Source organism: uncultured Pseudoteredinibacter sp. (genome assembly GCF_947500695.1).
In the GTDB taxonomy this organism is placed as follows: Bacteria; Pseudomonadota; Gammaproteobacteria; order Pseudomonadales; family Cellvibrionaceae; genus Pseudoteredinibacter.
Map to the genome: position 1 here is coordinate 66,812 of NZ_CANMSS010000015.1, position 19,386 is coordinate 86,197.

At 46.8% G+C, this 19,386-nt stretch carries 15 protein-coding genes and 1 tRNA gene; 5 read left to right on the forward strand and 11 right to left on the reverse strand.

Going from position 1 to position 19,386, the window contains the following annotated elements; translation table 11 throughout:
* Positions 1-152 precede the first annotated feature (152 nt).
* The 8 genes from pnp to Q1A08_RS20165 form a co-directional block, all read right to left on the reverse strand.
* On the reverse strand, positions 153-2,288 hold the full coding sequence (gene pnp, locus Q1A08_RS20130; protein ID WP_299776201.1) for a polyribonucleotide nucleotidyltransferase: 2,136 nt from the start codon (positions 2,286-2,288) through the stop codon (positions 153-155).
* Positions 2,289-2,547: 259 nt separating this feature from the next.
* Entirely contained in the window at positions 2,548-2,817 is a 270-nt protein-coding gene (gene rpsO / locus Q1A08_RS20135; RefSeq protein ID WP_299776202.1) for a 30S ribosomal protein S15, read from the reverse strand.
* Between the two features lie 172 nt (positions 2,818-2,989).
* Positions 2,990-3,943: a tRNA pseudouridine(55) synthase TruB gene (gene truB, locus Q1A08_RS20140; protein ID WP_299776203.1), complete on the reverse strand. Its 954-nt coding sequence runs from the start codon at positions 3,941-3,943 to the stop codon at positions 2,990-2,992.
* Between the two features lie 5 nt (positions 3,944-3,948).
* Positions 3,949-4,347 carry a 30S ribosome-binding factor RbfA gene (gene rbfA, locus Q1A08_RS20145; RefSeq protein ID WP_299776204.1) on the reverse strand — a complete coding sequence of 133 codons (399 nt, stop codon included), beginning with the start codon at positions 4,345-4,347 and terminating at the stop codon, positions 3,949-3,951.
* Between the two features lie 15 nt (positions 4,348-4,362).
* Entirely contained in the window at positions 4,363-7,059 is a 2,697-nt protein-coding gene (gene infB / locus Q1A08_RS20150; protein WP_299776205.1) for a translation initiation factor IF-2, read from the reverse strand.
* A gap of 21 nt (positions 7,060-7,080) precedes the next feature.
* Positions 7,081-8,574: a transcription termination factor NusA gene (gene nusA / locus Q1A08_RS20155; protein WP_299776206.1), complete on the reverse strand. Its 1,494-nt coding sequence runs from the start codon at positions 8,572-8,574 to the stop codon at positions 7,081-7,083.
* A 55-nt stretch (positions 8,575-8,629) separates the two neighbouring features.
* Positions 8,630-9,082 (reverse strand): ribosome maturation factor RimP, encoded by a 453-nt coding sequence (gene rimP, locus Q1A08_RS20160; RefSeq protein ID WP_299776207.1) that lies wholly within the window; start codon positions 9,080-9,082, stop codon positions 8,630-8,632.
* A 174-nt stretch (positions 9,083-9,256) separates the two neighbouring features.
* A tRNA-Met gene (locus Q1A08_RS20165) sits at positions 9,257-9,333 on the reverse strand.
* Positions 9,334-9,614: 281 nt separating this feature from the next.
* Here Q1A08_RS20165 and Q1A08_RS20170 point away from each other — a divergent pair.
* From Q1A08_RS20170 to Q1A08_RS20185, 4 genes are all read left to right on the forward strand, one after another.
* Positions 9,615-10,754: a matrixin family metalloprotease gene (locus Q1A08_RS20170; RefSeq protein WP_299776208.1), complete on the forward strand. Its 1,140-nt coding sequence runs from the start codon at positions 9,615-9,617 to the stop codon at positions 10,752-10,754.
* Positions 10,755-11,043: 289 nt separating this feature from the next.
* A complete protein-coding gene (locus tag Q1A08_RS20175) occupies positions 11,044-12,225 on the forward strand; it encodes a matrixin family metalloprotease (protein WP_299776209.1) in 1,182 nt (393 codons plus the stop codon).
* Positions 12,226-12,259: 34 nt separating this feature from the next.
* Positions 12,260-12,862, forward strand: coding sequence for a hypothetical protein (locus Q1A08_RS20180; RefSeq protein ID WP_299776210.1), 603 nt, complete (start codon positions 12,260-12,262; stop codon positions 12,860-12,862).
* Positions 12,862-14,085: a hypothetical protein gene (locus Q1A08_RS20185; protein ID WP_299776211.1), complete on the forward strand. Its 1,224-nt coding sequence runs from the start codon at positions 12,862-12,864 to the stop codon at positions 14,083-14,085. The genes Q1A08_RS20180 and Q1A08_RS20185 overlap by 1 nt, the downstream gene beginning before the upstream one ends.
* Positions 14,086-14,126: 41 nt before the next feature.
* Here Q1A08_RS20185 and Q1A08_RS20190 read toward each other — a convergent pair whose 3' ends face one another.
* From Q1A08_RS20190 to Q1A08_RS20200, 3 genes are read right to left on the reverse strand one after another with little or no spacing between them, the layout of a single operon-like run.
* A complete protein-coding gene (locus Q1A08_RS20190; RefSeq protein WP_299776212.1) occupies positions 14,127-15,686 on the reverse strand; it encodes a serine/threonine-protein kinase in 1,560 nt (519 codons plus the stop codon).
* Between the two features lie 12 nt (positions 15,687-15,698).
* On the reverse strand, positions 15,699-16,511 hold the full coding sequence (locus Q1A08_RS20195) for a dienelactone hydrolase family protein (protein ID WP_299776213.1): 813 nt from the start codon (positions 16,509-16,511) through the stop codon (positions 15,699-15,701).
* 18 nt (positions 16,512-16,529) lie between these two features.
* Entirely contained in the window at positions 16,530-18,185 is a 1,656-nt protein-coding gene (locus Q1A08_RS20200) for a caspase family protein (RefSeq protein WP_299776214.1), read from the reverse strand.
* A gap of 192 nt (positions 18,186-18,377) precedes the next feature.
* Between Q1A08_RS20200 and Q1A08_RS20205 the strand changes: the two genes are divergently transcribed.
* Positions 18,378-19,196: an enoyl-CoA hydratase/isomerase family protein gene (locus Q1A08_RS20205; protein ID WP_299776215.1), complete on the forward strand. Its 819-nt coding sequence runs from the start codon at positions 18,378-18,380 to the stop codon at positions 19,194-19,196.
* Positions 19,197-19,386 lie beyond the last annotated feature (190 nt).

Here is a 19,386-nt window from a genome sequence, read left to right on the forward strand (position 1 = left end):
GCCTCTAATTTTAGGTGTCGTCCTTGAAATGAATTATTTATCGCGGCTTCTGATGCGATCACTTTTATTTTTAGATCGTTACGCAAAAGATTTTTTCGACAATAAAAAGCCCGCCAATGGCGGGCTTTTTAGTACAACTATTGCTCTGCTAATTACTCAGCATCGCCCTCAGTTGCTGCCTCTCCACCTTCAGCTGCGGCCGCATCAGCAGCTGCTTCTTTGATGGATAGCTTGATACGGCCACGCTGATCAACATCAAGGCATTTAACCTTAACTGTCTGACCTTCTTCAAGGTAATCAGTCACAGCATTAACGCGCTCTTCAGCGATTTGCGAAATGTGCACTAGACCATCTTTACCAGGCAAGAAGTTAACGAATGCACCGAAATCAACGATACGAACAACTTTACCTTCGTAGATCGTGCCAATCTCAGCTTCAGCCGTAATGGCTTGAATCTTATCAAGAGCGGCCTTTAAGGAATCAGCGTCATCGCTGTAAATCTTAACGGTACCGTCATCTTCGATATCGATAGATGCACCAGTTTCTTCGGTTAAAGCACGGATAGTAGCACCGCCCTTACCAATGATGTCGCGAATCTTATCTGGATCGATCTTGATGGTTTCAAAGCGTGGCGCGTTGTCGTTCACTTCTTCACGAGCGGTTTCAATAACCTTGTTCATCTCGCCAAGAATGTGCAAACGTGCGGCCAGAGCCTGCTCTAAAGCAATGCTCATAATTTCTTCAGTAATACCTTCAATCTTGATATCCATCTGCAGAGCAGTAATACCAGAAGAAGTACCAGCTACTTTAAAGTCCATATCACCCAAGTGATCTTCATCACCTAGGATATCGGTCAATACGGCAAAGCCTTCGTCTTCTTTTACAAGACCCATCGCGATACCCGCAACAGGAGCTTTAAGAGGAACACCAGCATCCATCAAAGCCAAGCTAGAACCACAAACAGAAGCCATTGAAGAAGAACCGTTAGACTCAGTGATCTCACTCACTACACGCATTGTGTATGGGAAAGCCTCTTCATTTGGTAGAACCGCAGCAACACCGCGACGTGCCAAGCGGCCATGACCAATCTCACGACGACCTGTACCACCCATACGACCAGCCTCACCAACAGAGTAAGGAGGGAAGTTATAGTGCAGCATGAAGTTATCGCGGTGCTCACCTTCTAAGGCATCAATAATCTGTGCGTCACGAGCAGAACCTAGAGTGCTAACAACCAAAGCCTGGGTCTCGCCACGGGTAAACAAAGCTGAACCGTGAGCTTTTGGTAAAACACCCACTTCAACTTCGATCGCGCGAACGGTTGTGCTATCACGGCCATCAATACGAGGCTCGCCCGCAACAACACGAGAACGAACAGTTTTCTTTTCAAGCTTGCTGAAAATAGAGCGAACTTCATCAGCACTTACACCAGCTTCATCATCCGCCAAGGTTTCAGCAGCCTGATCACGCAATGCACCCAGTGCATTGTAGCGCTCCATCTTGTCGGTGATGCGATATGCGTCACCAATGCCAGCGCCATATTGCTCAGTAACTTTCGCAGTAAGCTCTTCATTAACGGCTGGAGCTGTCCACTCCCAAGTATCTTTACCCGCTTCAGAGGCAAGTTCTGCAACAGCTTGGATAACAGCTTGATACTCTTGGTGAGCATACAATACCGCGCCCAACATAATATCTTCAGGCAATTCAGCCGCTTCGGACTCAACCATCAATACTGCGTCTTTGGTACCTGCTACAACCATGTCTAGCTCAGAAGCCGCTAGGGATTCATAGCTTGGGTTTAGCAAGTAACCACCCGCTTCAGAATAACCTACGCGAGCAGCACCAATTGGGCCCGCAAAAGGAATACCTGAAACAGCTAGAGCCGCTGAGGTACCGATCATGGCAGCAATATCAGGATCGGTCTTTTTGTCAGTTGACATCACTGTACAAACGACCTGAACTTCGTTCATAAAGCCATTCGGGAATAGCGGACGAATTGGTCGGTCGATTAAACGAGATGTCAGAGTTTCTTTCTCAGATGGACGACCTTCGCGCTTAAAGAATCCACCAGGGATCTTACCGGCAGCGTAAGCCTTCTCCATGTAATGCACAGAAAGTGGGAAAAAGTCTTGGCCTTCACGAGCGCTTTTTGCACCTACAACGGTGGTTAATACGCTGGTTTCACCAATCGTTACCATGACCGCGCCGGTTGCCTGACGAGCAATACGGCCGGTTTCTAGGGTTACGGTCTCATTACCGTATTGGAATGTCTTGATTACTGGATTCACGACGTTTCCTTCTTTTATCTTCTATATATCTTCTCTGCCCTCAGGCCCCATTGCCGGAGGGATTTATACATTCTGGGCGCAGCTTTACTAGACAGAAGCAAACTCTTCTGCAGATAAGTTCTGACAACCCAAACCGACAGTGTCGGATTAACCAATTAGTCCTTGAGACTCATTGGGAAATTCTGGATAAAGCTAATAAGCCTTAGCGCTAAACGCAGCCGCAAAAAAAAGTGCCCGCAAGCGGGCACTTCCGAAGGTCTTATCGACGCAGACCTAACTTCTTGATTAGGGCAGCGTAACGATTCAAGTCCTTACCCTTCAAGTAATCCAACAACTTACGACGCTGGTTTACCATGCGGATCAGACCGCGGCGAGAGTGGTGATCTTGCTTATGATCAGAAAAGTGACCTTGCAACTTGTTGATGTTGTGAGTCAACAAAGCTACCTGAACTTCTGGAGAACCAGTGTCACCTTCACCACGAGCATGTTCTTGTACAATCGCAGCTTTTTCTTGAGCACTTAGTGCCATAGTCATATCCTCGTTTAATATGCATAAAGTCATTCGGCCCAGCCGTGCATATTTACAGCGGGGCTAAGCCCTTGCGGGCATATCGCCTGAGCCCTTCTAAAAGGGACGCAGAACAACCAACACGAGGTTGGATCCTGTATTTTAGCCGTTTTTAACGACTAAACCTAAATATTTAGTTGGCCAATAAGCGTTTAGGCGCCACTCGACCATCATCTGTCAACTCTGCAACGCCTAAAAAGCGCTCAGCGGAGTCAAAAACCCGCACCATATCACCTTCATCGCCAATACGATAGACCTGAGCATCCATAACGGCATTGCCCTGCTTGAAGTAATAAGCAGAATCATCTTGCAGTACAATACTCGCCAGCTGGGCCACCGGAGCATCGGTCGCTAGCAGGTGGTGATCTAACACTTCGGCCAAACCTTCACCGCGCTCCTCTGCAAGCTGCTCAAGGCTAACAGCGCTGGCCTCTTCAAAGGGGCCAGCAGCCATACGATGCAGCATACTTACATGGGCCCCACAGCCTAGAAGTTCACCAAGATCCTCTGCGATGCTTCGAATATAGGTCCCCTTTGAACAAAACACCTCGACATCAAGCTCGGCGTATTCCTCACCTAGGGCCTTTGCACTGCGAAACTCCAGCAACTTAAGCTCGTAAACAGTTACATCACGAGCTTCTCGCTCTACCGTGATGCCCTGACGGGCCAGCTTATACAAAGGTTGGCCATTATGCTTAAGCGCCGAGTACATCGAAGGGACTTGTTTGATATCACCGCGAAAGTTTTCTAAAGCCTTAGCCACAGCGGGTTCGTTAAGACCATCCACCGATTGACGCTCTCTAACCTCTCCGTCGGCATCCCCTGTCTCGGTGCTCACCCCCAAACAAAAGGTGCTTTTGTAACGCTTATCGGCATCCAAGAGATACTGGGAAAACTTGGTAGCCTCACCAAAACAAAGCGGCAGAACACCGGTAGCTAAAGGGTCTAAAGCACCGGTATGGCCGGCTTTGGCCGCAAAGAATAAGCGTTTAGCTTGCTGTAGAGCATCGTTCGATGTCATGCCTGCATCTTTATGCAGAACCAGCACGCCGTCTAAGGCGCGCCCTTTAAAACGTTTACGACCCATGATAACTATTCTGCTGTATTTTCAGATTCATCGCCCTTATTGGCGAGATCCTTTGCTACCGCATCGTCAATCAACTTGCTCATGCGATTTCCGGTAAGCGCAGTTGCATCATAAAAGAACTGCAAACGAGGGGTCGTGCGCACATCAAGCTCTCGAGCCAATTGGCTACGTAAAAAACCAGCCGCATTATTTAATGCTTCAGCTGCCTCTTCGCATTTCTTGGGGTCATCTTCCCCAACAAACGCCACGTACACCTTAGCCATAGAAAGGTCACGACTAAGTTGCACATCGTTAACGTTCACCATGGGAACACGCGGATCGCGAACTTCGAATTGAATCAGCTGAGCTAGGCTGCGTGCAATTGCATCACCCAGCCTGTCAGTACGCTTAAATTCTCTAGCCATCGTTGGGGCGCCAGCTTAGAGCTCGCGCGCTACCTCTTTCACATCATAAACTTCGATCTGATCACCAACTTTAACGTCGTAATCTTTAACGCCGATACCACACTCCATGCCATTACGCACATCTTGGACATCGTCTTTAAAGCGACGTAGAGATTCTAGTTCGCCTTCAAAAATTACAACATTGTCGCGCAGTACGCGAATTGGCTTGCTGCGATATACGGTACCTTCGGTAACCATACAACCGGCAACCTGACCAAATTTCGGTGAACGGAACACTTCACGAACATCCGCAATACCAACAATCTCTTCAACACGCTCTGGCTCCAACATGCCAGAAAGAGCGCCTTTCACTTCATCGATTAGCTGGTAAATAATGCTGTAATAACGAATTTCGATGGATTCCGCTTCGGCCAAGCTACGAGTCGCCGCCGCAGCTCGAACATTAAATCCGATTACAATTGCACCACTAGTCAAAGCCAGGTTGACATCATTTTCGGTGATGCCACCAACACCAGAAGAAACAACGTTAACTTCTACCTCATCGTTACCAATATCAGCAAGTGCTGCCGCAATTGCTTCCAAGGAACCACGCACGTCAGTTTTCAGAACAACTGGTAAAACTTTCTTATCGGCGCTGCCCATATTGGCAAACATATTTTCAAGTTTAGCTGCCTGTTGACGCTGCTGACGCTCTTGCTGAGCCTTGTCTGCACGCTGGGTAGCAAGCTCACGAGCTTGACGCTCATCGGCCAATACCGCGAACTCATCACCAGCATTCGGGGCGCTATCCAAGCCCAAAATCTCAACTGGAGTAGAAGGCCCAGCTTCTTTAACTTGCTTGCCGTGCTCATTAACCATCGCACGAACGCGACCATAGCTTTGACCAGCTAGAATGACATCACCACGCTTCAAACCGCCACCTTGAACCAATAGGGTAGCGACAACACCGCGGCCTTTTTCCATACGCGACTCAACAACAACACCACGAGCAGGAACATTAATTGGCGCTTCTAGCTCTAGCAATTCTGCTTGTAGAGAAACCGCTTCTAAAAGCTCATCGATACCCTGACCGGTATGGGCAGAAACAGCAATAAACTGTGTATCACCACCCCAATCTTCTGGCACAACCTCTTTGGCAACCAATTCGTTTTTAACACGATCTGGATCAGCGGTTTCTTTATCAATCTTGTTGATAGCCACAACCAAAGGCACACCAGCGGCACGAGCATGCTGAATAGCCTCTTCGGTTTGCGGCATCACACCGTCATCAGCAGCGACCACCAAAATAACGACGTCGGTACACTGAGCACCACGTGCACGCATAGCAGTAAAGGCTGCGTGACCTGGTGTATCCAAGAAGGCAATTTCACCGTGACTGGTTGGTACTCGGTAAGCACCGATGTGCTGAGTAATACCACCCGCTTCGCCAGAGGTAACCTTGGTTTTGCGAATATAGTCCAGCAAAGAAGTCTTACCGTGGTCAACGTGACCCATTACGGTAACAACCGGAGAACGTGGAGCTTTTTCACCGTCCTCAGTAGACAAACTCTGCTCTAGTTGGGACTCAAGGGTATTCTCAACCTTCTCGACTACTTTATGTCCCATCTCCTCAACAACTAATGTTGCTGTTTCGCCATCAATAGCTTGGTTCAAGGTAGCCATTACGCCCATTTTCATTAGCGCTTTAACAACTTCGGCACCCTTCACCTTCATCTGCTGAGCGAGTTCTGAAACAATAATGTTCTCGCCAATTTCTACTTCGTGCACAATTTTTCCTGTCGGCCTTTTAAAGCCGTGTTTATTACCTGCCAGCTTGATGGCTGCACGCCTAGCAGGCTTAGCCGCTTTGGCAGGTTTGCTGCGACGAGGATTCTCCTTAAGTACCGGCTCAATCTCGTCATCTAGAACAGAAAGGTCAACTTTTGGCGCCTTCTTGGTGCCAGTAGGTTTCTTAACAACCTTTTTAGGCTTATCAATCTCTTCCGATGCTTCTTCATGCTTAGCACGCTTCTTCGGAGCCTGACCATGTTTGCCTTTTTCTTCTTCCTGCTTGCTTGCAGCTGCTTCGATAGCCGCTGGGTCTGCTGGTGCAGATTCGGCCTTCTTAGCAGTCTCTTGTTTCTTCTTCTCGGCGGCTTCCTGCTTGCTACGCTTAGCCTCTTCCTCAGCTTGGCGGCGAGCTTCAATTGCAGCAAGGCGCTTTTGCTCAGCTTCATCGACAAAGCTAGATGCCGGTTCTTCTTGCTTGGGCGCCTCTTCAACTTCTGGAGTCTCAGGCTCTTCTGGCTCTGCAGCAGCCTCTACAGCTGGCTCTTCTACCACAGGTTCAACCACCGGAGCAGGCTCAGTTTCTAGCACAGGCTCAACAGTAGTCTCTTCTACCGGAGCGGCAGCTTCTGACTGTTCCTCCAAAGGATCCCGCTTAACGTAAGTACGTTTTTTACGTACCTCTACATTTACAGTTTTACGGGCCGAGCCACTGCCTGTTTTCAAGGTCGTAGTGGTTTTACGTTTGAGAGTGATCTTTTTAGGAGCTTCACCGGTATCACCGTGACTACTTTTCAAAAAAGCCAAAAGCGTTTGCTTTTCTTCATCGGTCACGGTCTGTTCCGCAGACGTCTGTTGCAAACCAGCATCTTTCATTTGAGAGAGGAGCCTCTCAACTGAGGCACCTACGGATTTGGCAAGTTCGCTTACTGTTACTTCAGCCATTATCTTTCCTCAGTTAATCAATTATTCCGCGTCTTCCGCAAACCAGGGCTCACGCGCTTTCAAAATTAAGGCCGCGGCACGCTCTTCATCCATTCCATCAATTTCCATTAATTCATCGACGGATTGCTCGGCTAAATCTTCCATGGTTGGGATGCCACGGCTTGCAAGCTGAACAGCCAGTGCTTTATCCATGCCTTCCATAGTTAACAGGTCTTCAGCAGGCTGAGCACTTTCAATAGCTTCTTCAGTTGCCAAAGCCTGGGTCAACAAGGCATCTTTTGCACGAGCGCGCAATTCTTCAGCAATGTCTTCATCAAAGCCTTCGATATTTAACATCTCTTCAAGCGGCACATACGCCACTTCCTCAAGAGAAGTGAAGCCCTCTTCAACCAACACGCCAGCAACATCTTCATCAACATCCAGAGCTTCCATAAAGAGCTCCATATAGTTGCCGCTTTCTGCTTGTTGTTTTTCTTCCCACTCAGCAACACTCATGACGTTGATTTCCCAGCCGGTAAGCTCAGAAGCCAAACGAACATTTTGACCAGCGCGGCCAATTGCCTGTGCCAAGTTATCGTCTTCAACAGCAACATCCATTGAAGAGGAATCTTCATCAACCACAATGGATTCAATCTCAGCCGGCGCCATTGCATTGATAACAAATTGAGCAGGATTATCATCCCACAACACAATATCAATGCGCTCATTACCAAGCTCGTTAGAAACCGCTTGTACACGTGAACCACGCATACCAACACAAGCTCCAACTGGATCGATACGACCATCATTGGTTGAAACTGCAATTTTCGCACGAGAACCAGGATCGCGAGCAGCGCCTTTTAGCTCAATTACTTCTTCAGAGATTTCTGGAACTTCAATCTTGAACAGCTCGATCAGCATGCCTGGCGCAGAGCGGCTCAAATAAAGCTGAGGGCCACGAGCTTCTGGGCGTACATCAGCCAAGAAAGCACGAACTCGATCCCCCATACGGAAGACTTCACGACCAACCAACTGATCGCGAGCCAACAAACCTTCGGCATTATTACCAAGGTCGACGATAATATTGTCGCGAGTGACCTTTTTAACGGTACCACTGATTAGCTCGCCTACTTTATCGCGATACTCATCAACGATCTGCGCGCGCTCAGCTTCGCGAACTTTTTGTACAATAACTTGTTTTGCTGTTTGGGCGGCGATACGACCGAAGTCAACATTTTCGATCTGCTCTTCGTGAACATCACCAATTTTTAGATCTGGGTTCGCCTCAGCGGCCTCTTCTGTGGTGAACTGAGTTCCCAAGATTGCCAAAGTGTCATCGTCCACAACCTCCCAACGACGGAAAGTCTCGTAATCACCATTACGACGGTCAATCACCACATAGATGTCTGACTCTTCGTCATATCGCTTTTTAGCCGCAGTCGCCAAAGCTAACTCAATAGCTTCGAAAATAATTTCCCTGTCTACGCCTTTCTCATTGGAAACCGCATCAGCAACCAATAAAATTTCTTTACTCATAAGTGCCTCTTAATCCACCACTTAATTGCAATCGCATTAATTAAAATCGAAACCACTAAAAGCTTGGTTCGACATTGGCTTTTTCTATCCACTCGATCGGCAGTACATACTCATCGTTATCCACTACCACGAGAATTTCATCACCTTCAACGCCATTTAACCGGCCCTGAAATTTTCGGCGCCCTTCAAATGCCTGACGCAACTTAATACTTACCTTCTCTCCAACATACTGCTGAAACTGTTCCAAGGTATATAAAGGACGGTCAAGCCCTGGGGATGACACCTCAAGGGTATACTCTCCAGTAATTGGGTCTTCTACATCCATGACCGCACTCACTTGGCGGCTGACCTGCTCACAGTGTTCAACACCGATGCCATCTGGAGACTCAATATAGAGTCGTAAGGTAGTATGACGACCCTGTGACAAATACTCCAAACCCCAGAGTTCACAAGCAAGGGATTCTACCACTGGCCGCAGTAGCTCCTCCAATTGCTGTTTAGATGCCATAAAATTTTTCCCGACGGTCAACACCGCCTATAGACAGCTACAAAAAATGGGCCTATAGCCCATTTCCTACATTTGGCGTCTCAATCGCCAACGCTCAGATACGAAAAAGCCCCTAATAAGGGGCCTCTCGAAGGCGTCCACACTACCAAATTAAGTAATGCCACGCGCTGAATTTGGTAGCGGGGGCTGGATTTGAACCAACGACCTTCGGGTTATGAGCCCGACGAGCTACCAAGCTGCTCCACCCCGCATCAACATGGTTTATTGGGCTTGCCCTCAACCAAGGCCGCGAATTATAGGGAGGTGGTATACCGGCGTCAAGCCCTTTATTATAGATTTGTCTTATTTCTCAAGACCTTGGCTAATAATAGTACAAGCTGCCGAAATAACGACTTTCGCCTAACGGCAGAACTACCCGCTGCACGGTCAAGCATTGGCAAAAAGCGACGATATCATTATATAGTAGTGGAATTAGCTCATTAGCCTCGACTCAAAGCCCGAGGTTTTTAAAACATGTTGATGGATCTGTATTATGCTCAAACAGTGTCTTTTACCCCTTGCAGTCACCTGCATTGTCTTTAGCGGCGCAAGTAATGCTTTTAAGTTGCTAGGCCCGTCTTGGGAAAATGGTAGCGTGACTTATGACACATCCTTTCCTGGCGCCACCCCAGCAGGCCAAAATTGGAGCAGTGCCATGCAGCAAGCTGCGAATAAATGGGGCGATCAGGTCGAAGGCTTAAATATCACCTTTACAGATAATGGCTTTCACGCCTGCGCTGGCTATACCGGCGCATTCCCAGAAGACGGCAATCAAAACGCGAGCGGCTTTTATACCCAAGCCTGCGATGAAGCCTTTGGTACAGATGTAATTGCGGTAACACTGTCGCGTAGCTTCGGCTCTTTCTATGTCGAGTCAGACATTGTGTTCAATAGCAATGAAAGCTGGAGCGTCTATGACGGCACCACCCAATCCGCATTAGATTTTCGCCGTGTCGCTGTGCATGAGTTCGGGCACTTAATTGGACTTGATCACGAAGAAACAAATTCTGCCATTATGGCGCCGTTTATTGGAAGTATATTCAATCCAACTACAGATGACTTAAATGGAGCCAGAGATATCTACTCTCCCGCGACCGGTGGAGGAGGGAACTCTGGCGGCGGCAATTCAACTCCAGCCATCCAAATCAGCCTGGAGGAACCTTCTAGCAATCAAGCTGCAAACGGCGTAACAAATATTCGCGGCTGGGCCGTAGGGATCAGCACAATTCAAAGGATTGAGCTTTATGTTAACGGAAGCTATGCAACAAATATTCCCTACGGTGGGGACCGGGCAGATGTAGGCCAAAGATTTCCTAGCTACCAAAACTCTAGCAAATCCGGTTTCTCGATGATATTTAATTGGGGCAACTTACCAGCAGGCCAGCACAATATGGAAGTTAGAGCCTACGACAGCGCCGGCAGAACAGAGTCAACGTCTTCTAACTTTACGGTTCACGCCTTTGACACAGCATTCATCAGCGACCCTAGCCAAGTTCAGATCCTGAGCAGCGCAACTGTAAGCGGCAACAATACTATCACCTTGAACCAAGTAAGAGCTGAAGGTAAAAACTACAAAGTCGTTTTACGCTGGAACACAGCCACCCAAAAATGGGATGTCGCCGAAATCGACTAAGGGTAAAAAAACTGATAGATGAATGAGCCCCTGAAGCGCCTCTATAGCCAGATAAATAAAGATGACTCAATGCGCAAAAAGCGGGATGTATGAACCATTCACACTTAAAACTTGCCCTTTTAGTGAACTAACATACGCTTTTAAGACCCTATATGATTGCATTATCCTCATATATGGCCAATAATCGACCATTGACTAAAGGTTGATTTTCACTATGTGAAAATCCCGCAAAATCAGACGCTTAGAAAGCAAAGCTTTCAAACTACGTCTATAATTGACTCAGGCTCAAATGGATAAACATGAGACCATGAAGAAATCAGCTAGAGTTTTGTTGGCAGGGGCCCTGTGTACCGCACTGGTTATGCCCGCCCAATCTTTTCAACTGCTAGGCCCGCGTTGGCAGGATAGCGAAGTTACTATTAACTACATCCCAATTGTACCGGGAGTGCCACTTGCTGGGCTCAGCCACTGGAATAATGCAATGTCTGAGGCCATCGACTCTTGGGCACAAGGTGCTCCAGGCCTTAAGATTAATAAGATTCAAGCCACCGCCAACCCCTGCGCCGGAATATCTAATGGCTCAGGGGGCTTTGTCTCACCTCACGACGGGGACCTATCAGGCGTAGCATTCGCGGGGGATATTTGCGGCACAGCTTGGAATGCAGGAACGCTAGCAGTAAATGTATCCTTTTCGAGCGGCGGCTTTTATTCAAATAGTGACATCCTCTTCAATACCGCCGTCAATTGGGATGTCTACAGCGGCCCGATTCGCCCAAATATCTTTGACTTCAAGCGTGTAGCTGTCCATGAGCTTGGGCACCTATTTGGCCTAGGACATGAAACCGAAAACCTAGCCATTATGCAGCCGTTTTACGATGACGCTGACAATATTGACGACATGAATATGGAAATGCCAACCCCTGATGATTTTGAGGGGCTCAACGCTCTATATTCAAGTGCAAATTCTCCAATGGCTATCAACCTTGAAGAACCGAGCTCAAACCAAATTACCGCAGGAATCGGCAATATTCGCGGCTGGGCGGTGGCTAACGCAGGTATCGCTGAAGTAGAAATATACATAGATAATGTTTTGCAAGGTAATAGCCCTTATGGGGCAGCTAGAGGCGACGTAGGCAGTGCCTACCCTAACTATCCTAACTCTGACCGCTCTGGCTTCTCAATGGCCGTAAATTGGTCGCTCCTAGATGAAGGTCCGCATACGGTTATCGCTCGAGCAATCGATAACTTAGGCAACATCAAAACGGACAGCGGTCTAGCTATTGTAGAAAAGTTTGACACTCAGTTTGTATCTTCAGCTGACCTAGTAAAGCTAGCCGGAAGCGTTAGCACCAATGGCGACAAGGTAACCCTCGACGATGTGATGGTGATTAACAAGCCGTATCGAGTTGAGCTTAAGTGGAACGCATCAAGCCAGCAATTTGATATCGTCAACATTATTAAATTATTTTAAGAGCCCTGCTCTACCGACACAAAAGGTAAACACAATGAACACTTTACGCAGTACTATTGCCACCGCCGTAATGGCTTGCGCCTTGGCCCTACCTGCTCTAAATGTTTCTGCGAGCAGTGTCGCTCAAAAATCGATTAACGATCTGGCGACCACATCAGACATGATTTTCGAAGGGCAAGTAGTTGGCATTCGCTCCGAGGCGGTAGGTAAAAAAGTTTATACCTACATCAGCTTTGAGGTTAATGATGTCGTTCGAGGCAAATATGCTCAAGATACAATTGAGCTACGCTACTTAGGTGGCACCGCCAATGGCGCCACCATGAGAGTAGGCGACATGAAACTGCCATCTTATGGTGAAAGAGGTATCTACTTTGTTGAGAAGCTTGGCGGCAACACCGTACACCCGCTTAGAGGTTGGGGGCAAGGTCATTTCATTGTTAAGCAAGGCAGTAACGGCGACAAAATTTACAACAGCCTAGGCAAAGCGATTACTGAAATTGATACTGGCAAACAAGCTAATATCAGCAGCGCTGTAAAGATCAACAATCACACTGCTGCGGGTGTTGAGTTTGACACAGGTGCAAAGCAAGTTATGGACTTAGGCTCATTTAAGGATGCGATCCGAGGCTTAAAATAATGAAAACCTGGCAAACAATAGGCATTTCATTAGGAGCAGCTATTGCTACCACTGCAAATGCGTATGAGGTTAGCGGCTCAAGATGGGAAAACGGACAATTTAAAATGTACGTAGGCGTCGCCGCGACAGTCCCATCCCTAGATTTCGACGACAACCCTATAACTTGGAACAGCATTGTTCAAGAAGCACTGGGCGCTTGGAACAACCCAGTCCAAGGGTTAAACATAGAAATTGTCGATGAAACCAGAGATCCTTGCGAGGGCTATACCGGTGTAAATACTGAAATAGCAAATTCGCCAGTTGCAACAAATGAAGACGCTCCTACTAGAAACGACACAGCCCCATTTGAGAACGGAATTGGCCTAAGCGCAGATGTCTGCGGTGAAGTATTTGGCAGCGGCGTTTACGCAGTTACTTTATTGCAAACCCGACCAAGCCAGCCAGGGTTTTATCGTGAAGCAGATATTGTTTTTAACCAAGCGTATCAATATGACCGTCATAATAACGGCTTTGGATCGGGGAGCGAGCCGGGCACTGCAGGAAACCCATTAGACGTCCGTAGAATTGCCATTAAGCAAATTGGCTATGCTTTAGGCCTTAGGGACGAGAGCAATCAGCCCTCTATCATGCACCCAAATGCTGCTACCCGTACGATCACTAGTCCTACTTCTGACGACTTGGCTGGGATGAGAATCCTTTACCCTAACCCCGTCTCTAGCAACGACCCTGATGTACGCTTATCAATTGAAGAGCCAAATAGCAGTCAAGTGAAAAGCGGGATTAGCAATATTCGCGGCTGGGCTATTGGCTTAAAAGATATTCGCTTGGTTGAAGTCAGCATCGATAACGGTAGCTATCAGAGCATCCCTTACGGAGGCGTTAGAACTGATGTAGCATCGGCTTTTAGCCAGTACCCTAAATCTGGGAACTCAGGCTATTCCATGCTGTTTAACTGGGGCCTACTAAGCCCTGGCCAACATCAGATTCGCGTACGTGCTCACGACATTGACGATAATGTTGCAACAATAACGCGCAATGTAACGGTTGCCAGTTTTAACGACAGCTATGTAAGCGCAGTCAACATTGGAGGCTCTTCTTCAATCAGCAACCAGAAAACGGTCACGCTGAACAATGTTAATGCCGACAATCAAAATTACACTGTTAAGCTAGAGTGGGACAACGCCGCTCAAAAATTTAATATTGTCAGCACACAAGCTAATTAATACTTTACGGGCCCAGCCTTTTGGGCCCGATACCTCCCCTTCTAATTCTCCAGCTCAGCCTTTAAATCAACAAGACCTTTATTCTGGGACAAAGATTCATATTTAAGTAATTCGATTACAGCTTCGTACTGAGCTGTCTTAGAAATACCTTCAGAAGCAAAGTTTTCCACTAATTGATCTACTACTTTTTGCAGCTCTAAAACAGCTTCTTTGTTCCTAGGGTGTTCTTGATAGGCCGCATCGAAATAAAATAGTGCTCCGTTGATGTCACCAAACTGTATTGCTTGCCTGCCTTCTTCAAGTTTCGCCAAAACACTTTGCTGCTGAGCAGGCGGCAGTTCATCAAAGGGAATATCTGGCCCAGCCTCTGGCTGAAAGAAAGCAATATAAACCGCAAAGCCCGTTAACATTGCCGCCATGGCAAAACTCAAGCGTTTAACCAATAAGCCTGCGCCAGAGAATTTCTTTTGAAAACTAATGGCATCGTCAAAGCGATCTGCCCTTTTAAACTGCAAGGCTTTGCTGATAGCTTGCCACTGATAACCTTTAAGGTTTTTTAGTTTCTTTGCAGAAAGGGATTCTTTTTCAGCTTCAAGTGCTGATCTTCTCCCAAACGGATGTGCACCCTGCATCAGCTCATAGGCAATCAAGCCCAGTGCATATACATCATCGCTTGGGTGAGGGTCGCTGCCCTCAAACATTTCATAACTCGCATAGGTAGGAGTCAAACCAACCAGCTCATCAGGATCTGCGGCTTGCTCTTCACCTTGGGCGTAAGCCCTAGCAATACCGAAATCCAGAATTTTGATTTCACCCTCATCGGTGACAAAAACATTTTCGGGCTTTAGATCTGAGTGAATAATATTGCGCTTATGGGCATAAGAGACTCCGTTAGCAATATCATTGATAAAACGAATTTTCTCAGTCGCTTCTCCTTTCCCGGACTGAATATAGTCATCCAAAGTTTGCCCTTTGAGTGACTCCATCGTCATATAGTAAATATCATCATCTCTATCAAAATCGTAGACAGTAATAATATTGGGGTGAGCTAGAGTCTGTGATTTTTTGGTTTCACGTTGTAGTGCAATTACGGCCTTTGAGTTTTTTTGCAATAAACCGGTGATAACCTTAATAGCAACGTAAGGGTTTGGATCGCGGGCTTCCTCTTTGCGCAGGTCCTTAGCGTGAAATACCGCTCCCATACCGCCTTCGCCAAGCTTTCGCTCCAAAACAAAGCGGTCTTTGATAACGTATCCCTGCACCATTTTAGCTAAGGGCGAGGCATCGACCCTTGGCATGGCTCGCGTGCCCTCTGCCAGCAAGGTTTTGGCTGAGGTGCTAACAACAGTAGCATCATCTTTTACTATGGTCGCAGCCTCATTAGCAACAATCGTAGCATCTTCACCGCCTGCTGGCGCTAGGACTGTAGTAGCGTCATCATGGCCGCTTACAGTGTCGGCTAATATCGTCGTCTCATCACCAACAATCGTTGTTTTTTCACCCTCAGCTGGCAATACAACAGTCTTGTCTTGATTGTTTGAAGCAATTTGAGTCTTCTCTAAATCAGCATTGCTTTTAATTGTTGTTTTATCATCGCTCATATTTGAAAATCTCTAGTCAACTTTATCTATTTCATTTAACAGTGAAGGCCATGCGGTTTCCCAGCAACAGCTGTGATCAAAACCATCTAGCTCAATGTACTTCCCACCCTTACGGGAAACAAATTCTTTAACCGTTGCAGCAAGAATATTTCTGTCTTCTCTGCCAATAATATGCACAGCATCAACATCTACCAACGGAGCTTGATCTATCGGATTTAACGACTCGTGCAAAGGCAGATATGACAAGCGCTTTGTCCAGGTAAAGTGGTCTAAGTTTCCAGCCACTGTTACCACTTTAGTCACGGCATCTACACGAGATGCTAATAGCATAGCTAGTGCGCCACCTCCACTATACCCAACAAGCTCGACGCCCTTTTCGCTCCCAGCGCGATCAGACAAATACCCCTCAAGGGCACTCACCATGGAGTCGACCACCTCTCGCGAATACCTTGCACTCGTCCACAAGCTATTGTTACAAGCAGCTTCCAAGCCATGGTAGCAAGGTCGCCCCAGATACAAACTCTGCTGAGAATCATATTTCATCAGTTTCAATGCGATTGGGTTTAGCGGCGTTGGGTCATCGTTGACATAGCGCCCCAGCAACCAAGGGGTCCCGTCACCACCAATATACACCCTAAGTACCCCGTTCGATCGAACACCTTTTTTTTCAACTAACCAATGCCGAAAACTACTACCATCTTGCCAATAGGCATTAAGGCCATTGTTGTCCACGTATTCATCATAATTAAAGGGCTGCGTTCCGCAGCCCTGGGCAATGAGCGCCCATAAGACAATGAAGGCACTCTGGTATCTTTCAAGCGACATTAAACTAGGCTTCTAAAGCTAAACACCTTTGGGGACAAAGAAAAAGTCGCCGATTTCGTGTCCTGCACCTTTGATCGACTTGTACACCGGCTCTTGTAAAAATTCATATTTACCGGCTTCATCGGTAACTTTTGACTTAATACCTTGGAATAACTCAGGTGCAGCTAATATACGATTATTACTTTTCAGTTTATCCAATAACGCTGTGGCAAATACGGAATGGCCATTATCACCATTGTCAATTACTGGACGATCTCCGCCAGAGGTCAATAACAATCTCGAACGGCGAGGCAGCTTATACTTAATATATTCTTTAGTTTGCTTTTCACTCTTTTGCTGGCCAGCGAAAAACAAATAGCCTGGGGAGCTCGACAACAAGCCGGCGTAACATGAGTCAGAGATTACAAATACGCGACGGGCCTTAAGGCGAGCCAAGTGATTAGTTACAAATTCGTTGGGAACCCAACTACTGTCATCTGGCGGCGGGTTAGCATTAACTGGCAACCAGTAACCCGCTTCTCGCTCACCCGTGCTAATACGATTACCATGACCTGCGTAATAAATTAGGAGGTTGTCGTTTTCCTCGAGTTTTTCACTTAATGCGTTAACCGCTTTCATTACACTCAAGCGATCCCCATTCAGCAGCAATTGCACCTCAAATCCATATTGCTTATCTAATATATCAGCTAACTGTTTTACATCATTCCTAACCGTGCTGAGGTCATTCAGCATTGCATAATCTTCGTTACCAATGATTAGGGCGTAGTATTTACCAAAATTTAAATCATCTAGTTTTATATCATCAGCGGCGCCACTGGTTTGCACCTCAACGGTAGCAGGGGCCTCAAACTGACTAACTGCGACAGGTGTTCTTAATACTAACCCCTCTAGTTTAGTCTTTGCCTCTTTCTGTGATTCCCGCAGGCCCTTTACCAAGCCTTTTAATAAAGCAAGCTCTGATTTTTGCTGAGTATTTAATGCTTGCGTCGACTTCAATCCTTTATTTTTTTCTTCAAGGTTTTGAATTTGGGTTTCAAGCAGCTTCAACTGTCCATTTTTCTCAGCCAGTTCATCCTCTAATTGTTTACGAAGTTCCGCTTGCTGCTCATTAGCGACTGACTGGAACATCACACTATCTTCAGGTAAACCCCAAGCCTTACGATACCAGTTAAGTGCCACTACTTGGTTTTTTTCAATACCCAGCCCTTGTTCATACATAGTGCCTAAATTGAATTGGCCACGCTTATTACCTTGCTCAGCCGCCTTGGTATACCAAATAAGGGCAGCCTCATAGTTAGGCGCTCCGCCAAGGCCTTTCTCGAATATCTCACCGACATTGACCTGCGCTTCTGGGTCCCCCTGCTCGGCAGCTGGCATCCATACCTTAAGAGCGGTTTTATAATTTGCCCTGTCATAGGCTGTATATTCACCACCACGTATGTTGCAGTCAGCAGCAGTTGTCTTAATTGGCCGCCTTGCTGTCATATAGGTGGTGCGCCCCAGTTTTCGCAATTGACCGGGCAAAAGACAATCGACAACATATAAACCGCTTATTTCATCCTGTACATTAGCAGGCTTTGCTGTGAGCTCCGCTGATGCCAACAATACAGTGCCAAAGATTAAAACTGCTGACCGTATATTATTTGAAAACTGGCCATATAAATGAGAATGCATGTTAAGTACCTTTTGTGCCATAACATCAAGAGCGTAAGATAGTAAAGAACGTAGCTCCATTACCATTGCTTACCAGTCTAAATCAGTGTGTAAGGTCTATACACCACCAAAACTTAGTATGACTAATCAGCATGACATATTTAACCTGATAAGAACATAAACAACATCAACCGTAATAAAAGCAAATTCACTATGAGCAATAACTATAAACAAGCCCACTATCAGTTTCTAAGCCTCAACGATAAAGATAAAACATTACAGGTTAAACTAAACCGACCAGACAAACTCAATGCTATCAACTTAGATATGCTAGAAGAGCTTTGGACCGTATTTAGCGCGCTAAGCTACGATGATGATATACGCGTGGTAATTATTTGTGGCGAAGGCAAAGCGTTTTGCGCAGGTTTAGACTTAGAGGGCCCCCTATCTGAAGGAGCAACGCTGAATAACAAAGAGCGCATAAAAATTCAAAAGAGACTCTCACGACTACTAAAGCTCCTTTATGAGCTTCCACAGGCCACCATCGCAATCGCCAAAGGCGCCGCCTGTGGATTTGGGCTCGGTCTAATGTGTGCTTGTGACTTGAGGTATGGCAGTGAGAGTCTTAAGGCTAACGCTGCATTTATTCGCTTAGGTTTCACTGGGTGCGATATGGGCGTTAGTTACTTTCTCCCCAGAATAATCGGCAGTACAGCAGCTAATGAAATGATGCTAACTGGACGATTTTACGACGCTAAAAAGCTCATGGATAAAGGCTTCTTGGCTGACATCGTAAGTGAAGAAAACCTTATTGAAACAGCACTGGCAGCAGCTAACGATATGCTACGCAATTCACCTATGGGCCTTAGACTTACCAAAGAGGGAATTCGGGTGAATAGTAATGCGCAAAGCTTAGAGGCTGCCTTAGCCCTTGAAGACAGGCAGCAGATCCTGAGTGGCTACTCCAGCGATCAAATGACCGCCCTTATGGCCTTCCTCAGTAAATCTGAACCTGAGTTTAAAGACGACTAAGCGGCTTACTCAAAACACGTTAAAGGGCGCCGTAGGCGCCTTTTTATTACCCAAAAAAAGATGTCTAAAAACGTTGCATAAACCACAGGCAATAAAAAACCCCTGCCGGATATCCGACAGGGGTTCTTTGGAATAAAAGCTTGACGATGACCTACTCTCACATGGGCAAAGCCCACACTACCATCGGCGC